The organism is Buttiauxella sp. BIGb0471 (assembly GCF_024807715.1).
GTDB classification, from domain to species: Bacteria; Pseudomonadota; Gammaproteobacteria; order Enterobacterales; family Enterobacteriaceae; genus Buttiauxella; species Buttiauxella agrestis.
In genome coordinates this window covers 667,637-684,521 of record NZ_JANUEU010000001.1, presented here as the reverse complement: position 1 = coordinate 684,521, position 16,885 = coordinate 667,637, and the positions used below count along the sequence as shown (strand labels likewise).

General features: G+C 44.5%; 15 protein-coding genes. 4 read left to right on the top strand and 11 right to left on the bottom strand.

The genetic code is table 11. The features are described from left to right. The first annotated feature begins 183 nt into the window (after positions 1-183). From yecR to galE, 4 genes are all read left to right on the top strand, one after another. Positions 184-528: a YecR family lipoprotein gene (yecR, locus tag M2371_RS03205; RefSeq protein ID WP_172893834.1), complete on the top strand. Its 345-nt coding sequence runs from the start codon at positions 184-186 to the stop codon at positions 526-528. Positions 529-729: 201 nt separating this feature from the next. Beyond that, the gene (gene ftnA, locus M2371_RS03200; protein WP_034496153.1) at positions 730-1,230 is read left to right on the top strand and encodes a non-heme ferritin; all 501 of its coding nucleotides are present in this window, start codon (positions 730-732) and stop codon (positions 1,228-1,230) included. A 309-nt stretch (positions 1,231-1,539) separates the two neighbouring features. Continuing rightward, the gene (locus tag M2371_RS03195; RefSeq protein WP_259266870.1) at positions 1,540-2,403 is read left to right on the top strand and encodes a hypothetical protein; all 864 of its coding nucleotides are present in this window, start codon (positions 1,540-1,542) and stop codon (positions 2,401-2,403) included. A gap of 88 nt (positions 2,404-2,491) precedes the next feature. Continuing rightward, positions 2,492-3,508 carry a UDP-glucose 4-epimerase GalE gene (gene galE / locus M2371_RS03190; RefSeq protein ID WP_259266869.1) on the top strand — a complete coding sequence of 339 codons (1,017 nt, stop codon included), beginning with the start codon at positions 2,492-2,494 and terminating at the stop codon, positions 3,506-3,508. Positions 3,509-3,564: 56 nt separating this feature from the next. On the opposite strand, the gene M2371_RS03185 is transcribed toward galE, so the two are convergent. The 11 genes from M2371_RS03185 to M2371_RS03135 are packed head-to-tail and all read right to left on the bottom strand — an operon-like array spanning position 3,565 to position 16,696. Further along, entirely contained in the window at positions 3,565-4,959 is a 1,395-nt protein-coding gene (locus M2371_RS03185) for a DUF4832 domain-containing protein (protein WP_259266868.1), read from the bottom strand. 31 nt (positions 4,960-4,990) lie between these two features. Beyond that, positions 4,991-5,398 (bottom strand): hypothetical protein, encoded by a 408-nt coding sequence (locus M2371_RS03180; protein WP_259266867.1) that lies wholly within the window; start codon positions 5,396-5,398, stop codon positions 4,991-4,993. Positions 5,399-5,400: 2 nt separating this feature from the next. Next, a complete protein-coding gene (locus M2371_RS03175) occupies positions 5,401-6,513 on the bottom strand; it encodes a glycosyltransferase family 4 protein (protein ID WP_259266866.1) in 1,113 nt (370 codons plus the stop codon). Between the two features lies 1 nt (position 6,514). Beyond that, positions 6,515-7,726, bottom strand: coding sequence for a glycosyltransferase family 4 protein (locus M2371_RS03170; protein ID WP_259266865.1), 1,212 nt, complete (start codon positions 7,724-7,726; stop codon positions 6,515-6,517). Positions 7,727-7,735: 9 nt separating this feature from the next. Then, positions 7,736-8,725, bottom strand: a complete 990-nt coding sequence (locus M2371_RS03165; RefSeq protein ID WP_172893828.1) for a glycosyltransferase family 2 protein — start codon at positions 8,723-8,725, stop codon at positions 7,736-7,738. A 1-nt stretch (position 8,726) separates the two neighbouring features. Beyond that, positions 8,727-10,100 (bottom strand): capsular biosynthesis protein, encoded by a 1,374-nt coding sequence (locus M2371_RS03160; protein WP_259266864.1) that lies wholly within the window; start codon positions 10,098-10,100, stop codon positions 8,727-8,729. Further along, entirely contained in the window at positions 10,097-11,308 is a 1,212-nt protein-coding gene (locus tag M2371_RS03155) for a lipopolysaccharide biosynthesis protein (RefSeq protein ID WP_034496176.1), read from the bottom strand. Before M2371_RS03155 ends, M2371_RS03160 begins: the two co-directional genes overlap by 4 nt. Then, a complete protein-coding gene (locus tag M2371_RS03150; protein WP_259266863.1) occupies positions 11,305-13,443 on the bottom strand; it encodes a polysaccharide biosynthesis tyrosine autokinase in 2,139 nt (712 codons plus the stop codon). The genes M2371_RS03155 and M2371_RS03150 overlap by 4 nt, the downstream gene beginning before the upstream one ends. 2 nt (positions 13,444-13,445) lie before the next feature. Next, entirely contained in the window at positions 13,446-14,003 is a 558-nt protein-coding gene (locus M2371_RS03145) for a polysaccharide biosynthesis/export family protein (RefSeq protein WP_115628073.1), read from the bottom strand. A 1-nt stretch (position 14,004) separates the two neighbouring features. Continuing rightward, entirely contained in the window at positions 14,005-15,291 is a 1,287-nt protein-coding gene (locus tag M2371_RS03140) for an outer membrane beta-barrel protein (protein WP_259266862.1), read from the bottom strand. Next, positions 15,281-16,696, bottom strand: coding sequence for an undecaprenyl-phosphate glucose phosphotransferase (locus tag M2371_RS03135; RefSeq protein WP_259267259.1), 1,416 nt, complete (start codon positions 16,694-16,696; stop codon positions 15,281-15,283). The genes M2371_RS03140 and M2371_RS03135 overlap by 11 nt, the downstream gene beginning before the upstream one ends. Positions 16,697-16,885: the final 189 nt, after the last annotated feature.

The following is a 16,885-nucleotide window of genomic DNA, read 5'->3' as shown; positions in this document are numbered from 1 at the left end:
GATCAATTTTTAATCAAATCATTAATGTTACTGTTGATTACTATTAATTAGCCATCTCGCTTTAATTTGCATTAAGTCTTATTCGATGGCGCACCCTAAGTTAAATTAAAACGCTTTATGCTGATGCTCATTTTCTAATTTTGCGCGTGCTAAAATAATAAAAAACACTCGGGTGTCAGCGTGATGAAAATTGTCTATTTAGTTTTAGCCACCGTGTTATTAACCGGTTGCACCATCAATAAAACACCGCAACCGGTCAAAGGCAGCGAAGTCGCTGGCGTGGTTCGTCTGGGCTTCGATCTTGCTCCCTTACAAAACGGAAAAGTGGATACTTACATTGCTCAATCAGCGGCCAGCCATCAGTGTCAGCAATGGGGCTATGTTTCAGCGTTCCCTTATGGCGAGCCAATCAAAACCTGTAGCGTGCGCAGCGGGGCGCTGTGCCTGAACCAAAAGGTAACGCTTGAATACCAGTGTCGCGGAACGGGAATGGAAACGTTCCTCAGAGATGAAATGATTGTTCAGTAATGCATATAAAAGCTTGTCGATAATTATGGACAAGCTTTAAATAGCAATCATTCTTATTCCATTTCAGGATTGGTTTTTAAAAAAGAATAATATTGGCAACCATTCTCATTACGATAATTTAATTAACATTCTCTTTGCATTATTGAAATAATAAAATTAAAGTAGCGCTATTATTGAGAAGCGAATTCCACGGAGCGTGTCATGTTAAAAGCTGAAATGATCGAAAAACTGAATGAACAAATGAATCTTGAGCTTTACTCTTCCCTGCTTTATCAGCAAATGAGCGCCTGGTGCAGCTATCACAGCTTTGAAGGTGCAGCCGCTTTCTTGCGCCGCCATGCTCAGGAAGAAATGGAGCATATGCAGCGCCTGTTCGCTTATTTAACAGATACCGGAAGCCTGCCGCGTATTAATGCGATTCCAGCACCGGAACACGACTATTCGTCTCTGGATAATCTGTTTAACGCCACATACGAACACGAACAGTTAATTACGCGTAAAATTAACGAACTGGCTCACGCCGCGATGACATCTCAGGATTATCCAACCTTTAATTTCCTGCAATGGTATGTTTCAGAGCAACACGAAGAAGAGAAGCTGTTTAAATCTGTACTGGATAAATTAAGTCTGGTCGGTAAAAGCGGCGAAGGTCTGTATTTCGTTGATAAAGAACTCTCAACGCTGGATTCTCAGGCTCAGTAAATTGTCATCGGCAAGCCGCCTGGCTTGCCGTTTTTTCTGCCCCAACCTCATCAATTCCTTCCTGTCTGCCCAACGTTTCGTCTACGACTTTTGGTTGATGGCGTATCACGTTTCTGCGTCTATACTGCTTTAGCATGGTGGTTATCATTTTCATCCGCCGCCAGGTAAGTGTTTGTTTCTTATTATTATAAATAAAAATCCCGCTGTTCTTCTTAATAATAGTGTTAACTAACATGGACACGAAGATAAATGTTAAACACATACAGCATGTTAATTAAGAAGTTATTTTTCCATGAATCATGGGACATCATGATCATTAAAAATAACTCGCATTTGTTCCCTGAAAACACCCTGGATATTTTAAATAATTCTAAAGCACAACTATTACGTAAAAAGTACACCTTCCAGGCAGACCCTTTTATCATTGAAAAAGAGGACAAGCTGTATGTGTTCTATGAAGCGTTCAGCTTTCTTAACTCCAGAGGCATGCTGAAATGCCGTGTTCTGGACAGAAATCTGGGTGAAGTCGAGGATATTAAACTTGAAGGTTTTGACGGATTAAAGTGCCATCTCTCATTTCCCTTCTTGTTTTATCATGAGGGTGAGTTATTTATGATCCCTGAGTCATCGGAACGAAAGGAAGTGATGTTATTCCGATGTACAGAATTTCCTGGGCGCTGGGAGATGGTAAAGGTATTAATTTCTGATGCAGAATTCACCGACAATATTTACTTTACGTCAGGTGATAAGAGTTATCTCATTTCTACAACGATGAAAAATGAGATGGTCATTCATACTGCTTGTAGCCTGTTTGGCAAATGGGAGAAAATAACCCCTACGCTTAAATTAAGTAATTATCATCATCGCGGCGCGGGGAAACCTTATTTCATCAATGACAAAAATTATATCCTGACGCAAGAATGCCATCCCGGATGTTATGGCAAATCCATTTACATCAAAGAGTTAATTGGAATAAGCCCTTTTAACTTTGAAGAAAAACTTGTTGCAAACATCTCCCCACTTATTAATCATAGCGCAGGTGTTCATACCCTAAACTTCACCGAAAGTTATATCGTTTATGATACTAAAAATTTAATCTTCAGCTTGTTATCTCCTCTTAAAAAGATTTCCTATAAATTCCAGGTCAAATTCCGCAAACATTTTTTTGCCTGAAACTCAAGATGAACAACCTGTTCGTTGCTGGTACACTGGCTCAACTTTAGTGGAGTAACATCAGTAGAAAATCTTATCTGGAGAGACTATGGCTATTCTTGTAACGGGTGGTGCTGGCTATATTGGCTCGCATACTGTTCTGGCATTACTGGAGCGCGGGGACGACGTCATTGTCATCGATAATCTCTCTAACTCCTCTAAACAGTCGTTAGACCGTGTTGCAGAACTTGCCGGGAAAAAACCGACGTTATACGTTGCTGATATTTTAGACAAGAACGTTCTGAAAGAGATTTTTTCAACGCACTCGATAACCGATGTTATCCATTTCGCAGGTTTGAAATCTGTGGGCGAGTCGGTTAAAAAACCACTGGAATATTATGAGAACAATGTCGTTGGGTCGATGGTATTACTCAATGAGATGTTACTCGCAGGCGTTAATAGCCTGATCTTTAGTTCATCCGCAACGGTGTATGGTAATCCTGAAAGAGTTCCATTGAGCGAAGAATGCCAGACCGGGGGAACCACCAACCCGTACGGTACATCTAAATTAATGGTTGAGCAGATTTTACGTGATTTCTCTCACGCGCAACCTGATTTCCGCATCACCTGCTTGCGCTATTTCAATCCGGTTGGTGCTCATCCATCAGGGCGAATTGGCGAAGATCCCAACGGTATTCCTAATAACCTGGTGCCATATATTTCCCAGGTTGCCATTGGCAAACTTAATTGCCTGTCCGTGTTTGGTGATGATTACGCCACTCCAGATGGCACCGGCGTGCGCGATTACATCCACGTGCTGGATCTTGCAAGCGGCCATCTCGCGGCGCTGGACAATAAATCGCAAGGAGCCGCTTTCAAAGCCATTAACCTGGGAACGGGCGTGGGTTATTCCGTCATTGACCTGATTAAGGCATTTGAAAAAGCCGCTGAAACTAAAATTAACTATCAAATCGTTGAGCGAAGAGCGGGCGATGTTGCTGAGTGCTGGTCAGATTCATCTTTAGCGAAGAAAGAGCTGGGATGGCAGGCCACTCATACTCTGGACGAAATGATGCGTGATACCTGGAACTGGCAGAAGAATAACCCTAACGGTTTCAACTCTTAATTTTATCTCATAATTGTTTCCCACCCTGAGCCAGAAAACTGGCTCAGGGTGTATTACTACTGAATGTTTATCTTTGATACCCGATACCAACCGTTACTCTGCTGGCCTTCATTAGCCAGATTAATTCTCGGTTTACCCTGCCCGTCCAACATTCCCACTTCAATATAATATTGCCCGCTTGCTGAGTTTGCTGGAATGGTCAGTTGATAATTTGTGGAATACTCGCCCGGCAACCAGGCGCGAATATCATCTGCCGTTTTCCCCTGTGCAACCACTTTATTCGAGGCATCCACAACACGGTAATTCACGGCATATTTCAGGTAGATTGGCGCCACGCCTTCATTAATCCACTGGCTATTAAGCGTCAGCCTATTTCCCTTTGCTAATACCGATTCATGGCTCAGTGCGGCTAAGCGGAATCGATAGCCCAGTTTCATCAGCGCGTTATCAACAATATCTCGATAAACTTCCGGCACCGCGCGCGACTTTAAATTAATAGTGCTGGCGTGGTTTTCCAGCGCCCAGTCGAATGTGCGTTTTACTTCATCACGCGAGTAATGCTGCTCAGTTTTCCATTCCGGCATATACCCACAAATTTCTAAGCTAACGGGTGCCTTTTTCCAGGCATCGTTAAAACCTGAAAATGCCGCCTGCGCGGCTTCTAAACGCTGGGGATAATCATCTTCCATATGATTCCAGGTGGTTGAGAAATTACGCCAGTCGCCCCAACAATCCGCGCGCCAACCCGCCCCCTGGCGAACCGCACTGGCAAGCGTATCGCCGCCGCTTATTAACATAATTTTGGGTGTTTTCGGAAATGCAGCAAAATGCATTTTGACGTATTTATCTAACTGCGCTGGGGCGTAGCGCTTTAACAACGGCGTCATGGAGGGGAAATTGCTGTTGTGCCACTCCCCCCAGGAACCCACCATGCCGATATCCACAAACGCCAGGTTTTCATTTCCGTCGTAACGTTTGCCAAGGGCATTCAGCAATTTCTGGCTATAGGCCAGAAATATTGGGTCATCGAGATTTGGGGCAAAGGTTTTGTGATCGGAAGTCCATTCCCCTTTCACTCCTTTTTGGATAAGCCAGTCTGGAATTTTTGAGCCACTTTCAGGGCCATCGAGCGCCATAAAACGCAGACCTACGTTCATAGCTGGCTGATGCATCGCCGCAAACTTAAAAGCTTCATCAATGAGCGAAAAATTATACTGTCCTTCCACCGGCTCCAGATCACGCCAGTAAAAGCGCTCATACTCAAATCCGGTATTGGGATACTGCGCCTGGCTCAACTTTTCACCGTAACCCTCATGAAAGCTGGCAACACCTGTTCCGGGATTGGTTATAGGAACGGTGAGTGCTTTTGGCGTTACGACCGTCATCGGCGCGGCCAAAACAACGCCCGGAAATGCCATGCACATCAACGCAACTAAAGTTTTAATCGTCATAGGGTTTCCGTTTTATTCCAGGCATTGAAATTTAGTGATTTCTCAGACTGAGCCACCAGTCCCAGATGCCGACGTGAAAATTATGAATAAGATCGATACCCGCCGCAGATTTCAGCATGTAGAGCGTCAATAACACACAGAATGTCGCGAACAAAACGCCGAACAGAATCAGGATGGTCACAATAATGCGCACCAACGTCGATTCTTTACGCGGCCGTTTACGCAAATCTCTGCCCAGTAAAAATACCAGGTAATACCGCGCCCCAAAAAAGGGGAAGCTTTTACGAACATCAATACGGTGACGGGACGCCAGAGTGATGGAAACTATCGCGTCCTCAATTTCTTGCTTTTGTTCCGGCGTCAGTTGTGCCTGGGTTTGCTCATCAAGAACATCATAAAAACGGTCAATAACGAGCGGGCGTCGGGTTGAATTGGTCAAATTTAACCTATTGATTTATCTATTGTATGGTAGACGCTTATGGTTTTTCTGGCAATTTCACGCCAGTCATAAGTTTTCAAAAAATCACTGTAGTCGGCGGTATCGAGAGCTGCCCGGGTGTTAATTTTTTCGGCTAAATCCGCCACATTACCGACGTTAAAATAGGCATCGCCCGGCAAGGCTACTTCCAGATTAGCAGGGATATCACTGACTATTGCCGGAAGTGAATAAGACATGGCTTCCAGGAGAGCTATCGGCAAGCCTTCATGATAAGACGGCATGATAAACATTCGGGCCTGTGAAAATACCGCCGCGAGTGCATCACCTTTTAAAAAACCGGTCAAAATAACATTGGGAGTTTTTAGCGCTAATTCTTTCAGGCGCAGACTGTAATCTGAAGGATGATCGGCATCGCCTACTAATACCAACGGAATTGAAACACCTGATTGATGATAAGCGGTAATTAAATCATGCAGGCCTTTTTCTTCGACAAAACGCCCCACAGCGACAAGATAGTTCTTAGGCTTAAGGTTATAACGCCCTAAAGTCTTGCTGATGGTTTCATCGGATAAAGGCAGCGGTTTATTCACGCCGTTGTAAATCAAATGTGCATCCATCCTGCCATGTTTTTTCTGGATCAATTGGTTGATCACCTCAGAAATAACGATAACTTCACTGGCATATTTGACCGCAAACTTTTCGCCCAGCAGTAAAGCCTGTTTGGCAAGCCCTCCCCATTTCTGGCGTTCATAATCCGGGCCATGATGAGTAAAGACGACTTTTTTACCCAGTAAACGCAATAAAGGGACGACAAGGCCAGGACCGATGGCGTGAACATGGACAATTTCAGACTTATCAAAACAGGTCTTAAACGCGGCAAGTACGGAATGGACTATTGCTTCGAGCGAACGTTTTTTCGGCGCCCACAAAGCCCGTGTTTCGATATTTTTATAGCTCGATTGGGTATATCCAACGTACGGAGAGCGGGCAATGACACAAATATCAACATCACACTGTTGCTTTATAGCGGGATACAGATTTTGGCAATGCGTTTCCACGCCACCTAATACATCGGGAATGCCGCGCGTACCAATAACGGTTATTTTTTGAGTCATATTATGGCTTACTCAGTAGTTCTTGATACAGATTGAGAAGCGTGTCCATGTGTTTGCGCAGCGCGTATTTTTCACATAAACGTTCGCGAGCATTTCGTCCCATGAGATGAGCCTTCTCGGGACTTTGCGCAAAATCATCAAGCACACTGGCAAGCTCCTCGACATTTCCTGGCTCAAATAAAACGCCATCCACGCCATCACGTATTTGTTCAGGAATGCCGCCAATTCGCGCACCTATAACCGGGCGAGCAAATGACATCGCCTCGAGCACCGACATGGAGCAATTCTCATAACATTCTGAAGGCACAATAACGGCGCGGGCATGTTTAATCAGATGATCTAAACCTTCACCTTGTTGTACATAGCCAAGGAATTCCGCATTGGGATATTGCTCAATAAGTTGGTTATACAGTGGGCCGTGACCCACGATTTTAAGGGGTATTTTACTGGCCATTTTCTGATGCGCGCGCAACAAAGATTCCGCACCTTTCTCACGACTTAAACGGCCCACAAACAGCAAGTAGCCAATATCTGCAATATCATCCACAGGTAGGCTGTCATCAATACCATTCACAATGACGTCGATGCGTGAGTCGGGCAACGTTCGTTTAATAACCCCACGTAAAAACTCACTGGGGGAAACAATCACATCCAGAGCCTGATAATTTTTGGCAATGTATTGCCACGTCGCCTCTAAAGAAAGCAGTAAACTCTTCGATGCTGAACCGTCCTGGCAGCGATATCTGAAGGCATTAAATACTGTGCCAGTAATACAGGAATCGCAGACTTTTCCATCACGCAGCATGGAGTAGGACGGGCAGACAATTTTATAATCGTGAGCTGTTAATACGGTCTTACAGCCAAAATCGCGGGCGACTTTTATTATGGCAGGTGTTAACTGGTGATAAATGTTGTGGAAGTGAACAATATCCGGGCGTTCTTTCTCCAGTAACTTCTGCATTTTTTTGCAGGCTTCAGCGTTATGAATAAAGTTTACCGCTGTTTTGATCCCACCCAGTAAGTTATTACCTTTATGATAATCGACATTGCTGACAAAATAGTCAGCATAATCTGACGGGAAGTTATTCTCGTGCTGCATTGAGAAATCAATGACCTCTACACCGGCTTGCTTGAGCATATTACGTTCTTGAAAATAAACCGTTTCTGCACCACCTTTGATGTAGAAAAATTTATTCACCAGTAGAATTTTCATTATGCCTGCCTATTCATGAATAACTTTGCTGTCCGGTGGTGTCATCGGGTCACGCACTGGATGACTTAATCCTTTCAATAACCCAATAGAAAGCACTGATAAATTGATAACACTTTGAATCCCGCTTTTTAATGATCGATTCTTAAGCGTTTTCAAAATAATAAAGGCTATCAGGGGGAGTAATGCCAGGCCAATAACGTCCAAATCAAACGTCAGGATGGCAATGAATAAAAACAGAAGATAAAGCAGAAATACCACTTCATTTTTGACCATTTTTAACGCATTACGCAGGTAAGGTTTTCCCCACGCACTGCGCAATAATTCACCGGGCGCCTGGTGATAACCGCTGCGCCAGCGGTACTTCAGCAGTTTAAAGGTCGGCATGCTGTGCGAGGTGTGGCTGAAATAAGGGATATCCAGACGATGTAGCTTGTATCCGGCATCAAGCAAACGCATACCGAGTTCTGCCTCTTCATAGGCGTGGAGGTTACGATTTGTCAGATAGCCAATTTTTTCAATGGCGGAGCGACGATATAAGCCGCCGCCACCCAGATGATCGCTATCCCCAACCGGATATATTTTATGCAACCGCTGCTTACGCGATTTGAATTCATAATTTGTCGCATCATCCATTTCAACCGTACCCGCAACGCCCGCATATTCCGGATGCTCAGTCAGGAAGGCAACGGCGTTATCAATAAAGCCCTTTTCCAGTTCCATATCACCGTCCATCAGCAACAGAAACTCACCTTCGCTGTACAGATAACCTAATTGATGACCCACACCACAGCAACGATCGGAAGGCTGAGTCAGTGAGACAACGGTAACGCCTTTGTCACTGGCAAGTTGTTGGGTGTTATCGGTCGATAAGCTATCGGCAACAATGATTTTATGCGGGTAATCAGTAAGTTGCTGCCGAATGCTATCAATAGTTTTTTCGATACATTCCGCTTCGTTGAGCGTTTTGATGCTGACGGAGATAAAGGGTTTATTAATCATACTATTGCTCTGCATAACGATGAACGGACCGACGAATAACCAGACTTGCGCCTAGTGACAAATAGAAGAGGAATTGTAACATCGGAATGATCATCAGTATCTGGCTATATGGCAGACTCAGTAAGCAACTGATAGCAAAGGCATTAAAGGCAGGTGCAAAACTTAATAACTGGAGATCTTGCGGGTCTAATTGCTCGCGTTCCAGTAAGGGTTGAGGCCGTGCAATTTTCAAAATATAGATAATTAAACCAATGAAGATCAGTGTTCCAATGACACCCACTTCCCAGAGCAGCATACTCAGCGAAGTTGAGTCGAGAATCAAATTGTAGGTTAGATTCAAAAAGCCCGGTGAAACCGTGCTCCCACTGTTAGTCGCATTCAGGCCGTAGCCAAATAAAGTGCCTGATAATCCCCAAAGATCATTATTTTTTAACCAAAATATCAACGTCGTAAAGCGCCCGACTTCACCATTTGGCATGATGTAATTGGGGTCGAAAATATAACTGAGCGAGTCTAAGAAGATGCTGAATGAGCTTTGCGTCGGGTCACTGCCGAAAGCAGATGAATAACCAGAAGCTAAAATGACAACCGCCAGGGTAATTAATAACGCCATACCCGCGAATATCAGCAGCAACGCTTTGATATTCACTTTACTTACCCCTTTCACATAGCTGGGCATAATCCATACCCATGCCAGTAAAAGCGGTGAAAGCAGGATAACAAACTTCACTTCACCCACAATGCACAGCGCAAAACCGAGAATGACATGCAGCGCCATTGATTTAAATGTAGTCAGCCCATGCTTAAATTCGGAAACCTTTAACAGCATAATGAGCAGGCAGAACAATCCCATGGCTGCGGTGTTCCCTCCCCCCATCGGATCGCCGCCAAACGTTCCGACAACAGAGTCCCACTTCTCATCTTCACCACGCATGGCTACACGCTGGGGAACCACAAACAATAGCTGATAAATGACTATCGGAAATTGCGCGTAAAACACCCAATATAAGGTTTTGGTCACGCGATAAATTTGTGATTCCCGGCAGAAACCGAGCAATAAACACAGCATCACCAGCGAAATCGCAATTTCATTTTTAAAACCGACGATGGCAACCGTTAAACCTCCCTGCAATAGCGTCGAAACACCCGCCATCGCCAGGAAGATGAAATACAGCGCCAGAACAACAATCTCTTGTTTATCAAGCTGCAATGCTTCGTAGCGCGTTTGCATCACCAGCAATCCAAGCATCAGCAAAGTCAGGAAGAATGGCAGCCACAGCACAGCAAGCACACCGGTGAAATATTGCACCAGTCCGCAAAACACCAACGCGACAAACGTGTAAGTCTGTAAGTAATGCCCAGTATTTAGATTCATAAAACAGCCGGCCTGTCTTTCAACAAATTAGCGCGTTTATTAACCTTCAGATAAATAAACGCATAACGCACGAAAGTTAAAATGGAGAACAAGATAATCGATGTCGCATAGTCATTATAAAAATAAGGGACAACAATAAAGGCAATCAACACGATAGCCAGCTGTTCAAACTGGATACGTAAGAAGTAGCGGTGGGAGCCAAAAATCAGCTCGATAACCGTGAGCGGGCAAACGGCCAGCGCCGGGAATAAGTAAGGCAGCATATAGCGTGAAGTAGGAATGGAGTTTATCCAGTCCTCACTAAAACCGAGATGCATAACGATGGGATAGAAAATAAACACCCCCAGCGTGCAGACGATGCCTAACACTAATAACAGCAGGCGTACTTTTTTATACTCATGGAAATTAAACGTGTTGTGTCTGAAATCAATCGACCATTTCGAGAAGATGGCATTACGCACTGCATTCCCGACGATGACGACGGGAGCCAGGCAGAAGCGGCTGACTATAGAAAAATAGCCCGCAGTCAGTGCCGAGAACCAGAAGTTAATTAACATGATCGGCAGGTTGCTGTTCGCCATCGCCAGCACTTCTGCACTGCCCACTTTAGTTATGTGATGAACGTGTTTATTAAAGAATTCCAGATTATTTTTCGGACTCAAATGCTGCATTGTGACCGTGCGGATATCAAACGCACGAAGGATGCAGCCAATAGTCAGAAGCATCATTGACCCCGCCCACGCCCAATAAAATGCCTGAATGCTTGAAGTGAGCAACACAGAAAGCACAACGACAACCGAGACAGAAATACGTTGAAAGACCAGAAAACTGAAATTAGCCGTACGTAGCGATAAGTTTTCCGAAATCAAAACCCACGTATTTGAAAGCGTAAGGAGATACAGGAAAAAGATATTTTGATCGAATAACCATGCCGTGAATAACGCGTAAGGCACCGCGATACTCACGCTTTGTAATAAGCAAAACACCACATTTTGCGCTAAATCTTCGTCATGCTGTTTGGGAATTAATAGCTGTGATGCAAAGGTACAAACCTGAGCACCTATCAACGCAATACTATAATTGAGCGCGTAAAGCCCCACTTCCGCCAGATGATACTTGTGCGAAATCAACCAAATAGACAGTGCACCAATCAACTGCGAAATGACTGATGAACCGGCTATAGTGGATGCGCTCCTGAGTAAACTCATAACTGACCTGTACCGTGCATCAGTTCGTTCGTCTGGAGGTTAAGTGAGCGTAATCCCTCTTTCGTTTCCAGATTTTTATCAATCACCTGATTGATGACAGCACCAATAATAACCGACTGGTTTGATTCGATTTTATCCAGTGTCTGGTTAATATTTTCCGCAGGTACCGTCCCGGCTTTGAGCACGAAAATCAGGCCATCCGTTACGCGGCTAATCAGTTGAACATCCTGGCTTTGGTTGAGCGCAGCGACATCAATGATAATGCGTTGATAGCGGCTCCTTAACTCGCGCATCAAATGCTCAAGATTTTCTGATGACAGCATCAGCAACGATGAGACTTTGGCATTGCCACGCGCCAGAAAATCAAGATTCTCATTCACTTTTACGCTCAGATTTTCAAGCGTCGCTGCACCACGAAGCAACTCGGCAGCACCGGGGGCCGCAAGTTTCGCCAGCTCACTTGATAGTCCATCTTTGTTGAAAAAATCTAAATCAATCAACAGCGTTTTTTGATCAAAGCTAAAGGAGTTAGCCAGCAAATTCGCCAGCAGCGTGCGCCCTTCGCCGTGTTCTGAGGAAGTAATTGCTATGGTTTGAAGCTGCCGATTATCCAGCATAATACGCGTGCGAATGCTGTGAATAATGTCGGCGTTCAATGGGTTATTGGCAATAACGTCGCGGATTTGTGCCCGACTCCCGACACCCGGATAACGGCGAATCTCGCCTAAAGGTTCGAGTTTCAAACGTTTTCGCATTTGGCTGAGATTATTAATGGTGCTGTCCATCGCGGTTTTCACAATGATGTACATGATGAAAAACGCCAGCGCCAGCATCACAACCATGATCAGCAGCAGAGACTTATTCGGCTTCGCTGGACGATCGGCTGGCACCGCCGGGTCATATAACACTGCATCGGCATCTGCGTAACTGCCGGATAAAGACTGCTCCTGGGTGCGCTGATAAAGTGCTTTGTACATGTCTTCGGTTTTATCAAGCGCCAGTTTCAGTCCATTATAGCCATCGCGCTTCGATGCAATTTTCTGGAAGATTTCTTTTTGCTGATCCAATTGCTGCTGATAGCTATTTTCGTCAGTCAACGCGGCCTGATACTGCTGACGTAACCCCGATTCCAGCTCACCCAGGACGATAGAGGTTTGATCCTGAATCGCCTGAACTTGAGCCTGCGCTTCCAGAATTTTAGCGTGTTTCGGGCCATACGATTTTCGTAGTTCGTAAAGCGAACGTTTCGCCTGAATGAGCGCGATACGCAAGTCCTGAATTTGTGCGTGACTAGAAATTGCGGGCAGTGAAATCACATCTTCCAATGATTTCCCGGCATTCTGGCGCACTTCGTTGTATAGCGAAGCCGCAGCAATGCGACGCTGAGTGGCATCGGCTAAACGATTGGTGACGATGCCCAACTGTTCCGTTTCAAAACCATCGACGCCACGAAAGGTCAGCAGACCTTCTTTTTTCAGATAGTCATTAATCGCCAGTTTTTGCTCGGTTATCTGCTTTTGCAACTCATCCATTCGCTGCTGATTACTCTCACGAGCTTTCAGCGTATTCGTCCGTTTTTGTTCAACGGTGTAGTCAATAAACGCCTGTGCTACTCCGTTTGCGATTTCTGCTGCAAGCTGTGGCGAGGCTGATTCGTAAGAAATAGTCGCCAGATGTGTGGTGCGAACCGGATTGAACGTCAGGTTTTTGAGCATCGTTTTCAAAGCACGATCGACGCGCTGTTGTTGATTCTCAGGGGTGTTAGCCTGTTTGCTCCCTGCTTTGACACCGTTGAAATCGGGATTTTCATCCAGTTTCAAATTCTTCACTGCCTGCTCCAACACAATTCTCGACTGCATTAATGCATACTGTGTTTCGTAGTAGCCGTTGCGTGTCGAGTCATAACCATCAACTTGCGGGAAGGGCGAAATATTATCGGGCTGCGCTTTCACCAGCACCGTTGCCGTTGAGACATATTTCGACGTCATCATGCTGATGAGCGGATAAGCGATTGCCCCCGCAACCACACCCGCGAGCAGGATTTTCCAACTGTTCTTTTTCAATTCTTTGGCAAATCTTGAGAAGTCGATTGAGCTTTCCCGGTTCTTGCCATTTTCCACTATTGATAGTTTCATAGTTAGAAGAACCCCATGCCAATGATCACGACGTCACCTGGGTGAACGGAGTGTCTTACGTCCACGTTTTCAAGTAATTGGTTAGTGCCAGATAAACGGATGTTGATATCTTTGCGGTCAGCCCGGTCAGTGAAACCGCCCGCCAGTGCGATGGTTTTCTCAACGGTCAAACCCGGTTCGTAAGCGTACCCATTCGGGTTTGCCACCTCACCTGAGATATAGAATTTACGGAATTCGGTGATGCTCACCGACACCATTGGGTTTTGCAGATAATCACCGCGCAAACGATTTGTTAGCTCTTCGCTAACCTGTTCAGGTGTTTTCCCCTTCAGAACTAACTCACCAATATAAGGGAAAGTAATCGTTCCACTTTTATCGATTAAAAATTTCATGGTCATATCGGGTTCGCCGTAAACGCTAATATTCACAGCATCACCCGCATCAAGTTGGTACCCTTTTGAACCAGCATCCGGGCTATCCATTAATGGTGGCGTCGAGGTGCTACATCCGGCCAAAAGTGTACTGAGTAATAAAAATGCCCACAGTTTAATTATTTTCATTTTAAATCTGCACCTTAGCTGTAAACATTATCAGCGAGTTGTCATAACCCAACGTTCTCAGGACTTCCCGGTTGTCGTCAGGACCGATATAGAACGAATCGGTGTCTTTATTTGAACGCAATGTATCTATCTGATATTTAACTTCAAAATTAATAGAAGGTCTGAAGTCATAACTCATAGTAACGCTGAATATCCCATCTTTATCATTCCTGTCCTTGTCCTGTTTTTTATAGTCTTCCGTGGTGTAGGAGTAATCTAACAAGGCAGAGAAGCGATCATCTAACCAATAATGCTGGTAAGAAATACCGTACTGAGAAACCAGAATATAACCCCCCACTTCTGAAGGGTCTTTAATACGCTGCGAGGTATGTGCTGTAAAAATAGACTGTTTGAGTGGTTTCCACTCAGCCTGAATATCCCAGTTTAGTCCATTAAAATCTTGCGAGTTGGGATTGTTTTCAAATGTTTTATACAGCCATGCAAGATTCATATCGATGTTGGTTTTACCCGTCAGCTGTGATTTCACGCCATAACGCAAATAATATTCGTTACTGTCTTTTTCTGACGCATTATCGTAATGCCGCTGGTTGGTAATAAAGCTATAACGGAAGCGTGTTTGTGATGTGTATTGATCAAAAATTTCTGCAATCAGGCTATTTTCGTGCCATTCCTGCTCGCGAATATAATTGTAAAAATCCTCATCAGTATTTTGCGTATCCTGAGTATTTCCAAATCGTAATTTCTTATACAGCAGCGCGACTTCTGCTTTTCCACGCCCTTCTGGCGCCCCGTAACTGTAACGTAATTCGCTATTAAGCAAGTTAGTGCTTAGGGGGGAATTAACACCAAACTGTTGAAATTGCTCAGGTACAAAACCTTCAGTCACTCCGCGCCCACGTTCTTCATGGCCTAAAGAGTCTTCAATGTTAAACATCAGGCCATGCATTTGCCCATATCGCCAGGTACCATTAAAACGGAAGAAATGGTCAGCGTAATTATCAGCAGAGTCACTGTTATAACTGCGATAATCACCCGAGTACATTAATAGATATTTATCCTGGTAGCGCTCGCCGATCATGCTCAACATCGGCGTTACGCTCACAAAATCTGAGCTAATCGCGTCGTTATCATAGGGCTGATAAGTCACATTGCTTTCATGACCGTAATTCACCCCAACATTGCTTTGAAAATCAATACCCGCAATGCCGATATGCGATTTCGGTGTTAAGTCCGCTATGGCCGGTTGTGATAAAACCATTCCGGCAGCAACAATATATTTAATATGCATTTTTGCCGACAAATCCTTTAAAAATAGTTTTAATTATGATTTTTATATCCAACCATAATGACCAGTTTTGAATATATTCGATATCGTATTCGACACGTTTTTCCATTTTATATAATGCGTCGATTTCGCCCCTGTAGCCGTTAATTTGCGCTAAACCTGTGATCCCCGGCTTAACTTTATGGCGAATCATGTAGTTCTCTACTTGCTTACGATATTGCTCATTATGTGTCACCGCGTGCGGACGCGGACCGACAATCGACATACTCCCTTGTATTACATTGAAAAATTGGGGTAGCTCATCAAGCGATGTGCGGCGTAAAAACGCGCCAAACGGCGTAACACGTGGGTCATCTTTGGTTGCCTGAATGACCGTGTCCGAATTCTCCATCACGCGCATGGTTCGAAACTTCCAGACCTTAATTTTTTGCCCGCTCAAACCATAACGGTCTTGTTTGAAAAATACCGGGCCGCGCGATGTGAGTTTTATGCCGATGCCTATCACCAGCAACAACGAAGAGATCATGACCAGGATAATGCTCCCAAGCACTAAATCTTCGGCTCGTTTTATAAAGGAACCCACCCCCTCAAACGGCGAGCTGAAAATGCTGATCGTTTGCAAGTTATCTATCGAGCGCAACTGCGACATGTGCGTACTGTAGGAGTTGAAGTCTGGCACAATGTAGGTATCAACCGTGGTGTCTGACATCACGGCCAGAAAATGGCGTATGCGTTCCAGCGCAACCATCGGTAAGGCGATATAGATTTCATCTACCCTCCCCGCCTGTGCGTCTTCAACCAGGCCGCTAACCGAGCCTTTGAATGGACTTTGTATTTGTGCAAACAGATCGCTAAACCGTGATGCATCTCGTTCGTCGTAAAAAGCTAAATCCAGATGCATATTGGAATATTCTTTCAGTAATGCTGTTTCCGCAGCCAGACCATTCGCCGTTACCCCAACGATGGCCACGCGAATATTTTTCCTGATGGAATACTTAAAAACGAAAAGTCGGATCAAATAGAGCGGAATCAGTGAGATGAGATACCAAAGTAATACAGCGGGTATAAATGGGTTTTCGAGCGCACTCAAATATCCCAAAGAGGGCAACCCACCGGTCAAGATGCGAATAATTTCTACAAAGCAGATAGATAGAAATGTGCACAAAAACAAGCGAAGTTGACTGCGCAATCTCATATTTTTGAGATTGCGAATGTAAAGCTCAGTGTACTCCCCGAATAACAAAAAAGAGGTAGCAAAAAGTAAGCTGTACATTATAACAATGCTCATAGGCGCTATCGCTAATAGCCATGCGCTGATTATTAAAACCGTGGTAATAGCGACAAAGTCTGCCAGCTTGATAAATACCGGGTACCCTCCATGGGTAATTTTCAGTGAATTGCTCAGCATCATTAGACTCATTATTCATTGAATTATCGTTATTGATACATTCCTTTCTCACCTGATTATATCATATTTGTAAATTTCCCGCGGTTTCGGTGTTAGGAATTGTAAAAGGCAATGTTACTGACATGAGGTGATTTTCAACCGGTATGACTTTCCGGGCTATGCGATGCGGGTGTTTGTTTTGCAGGGGAT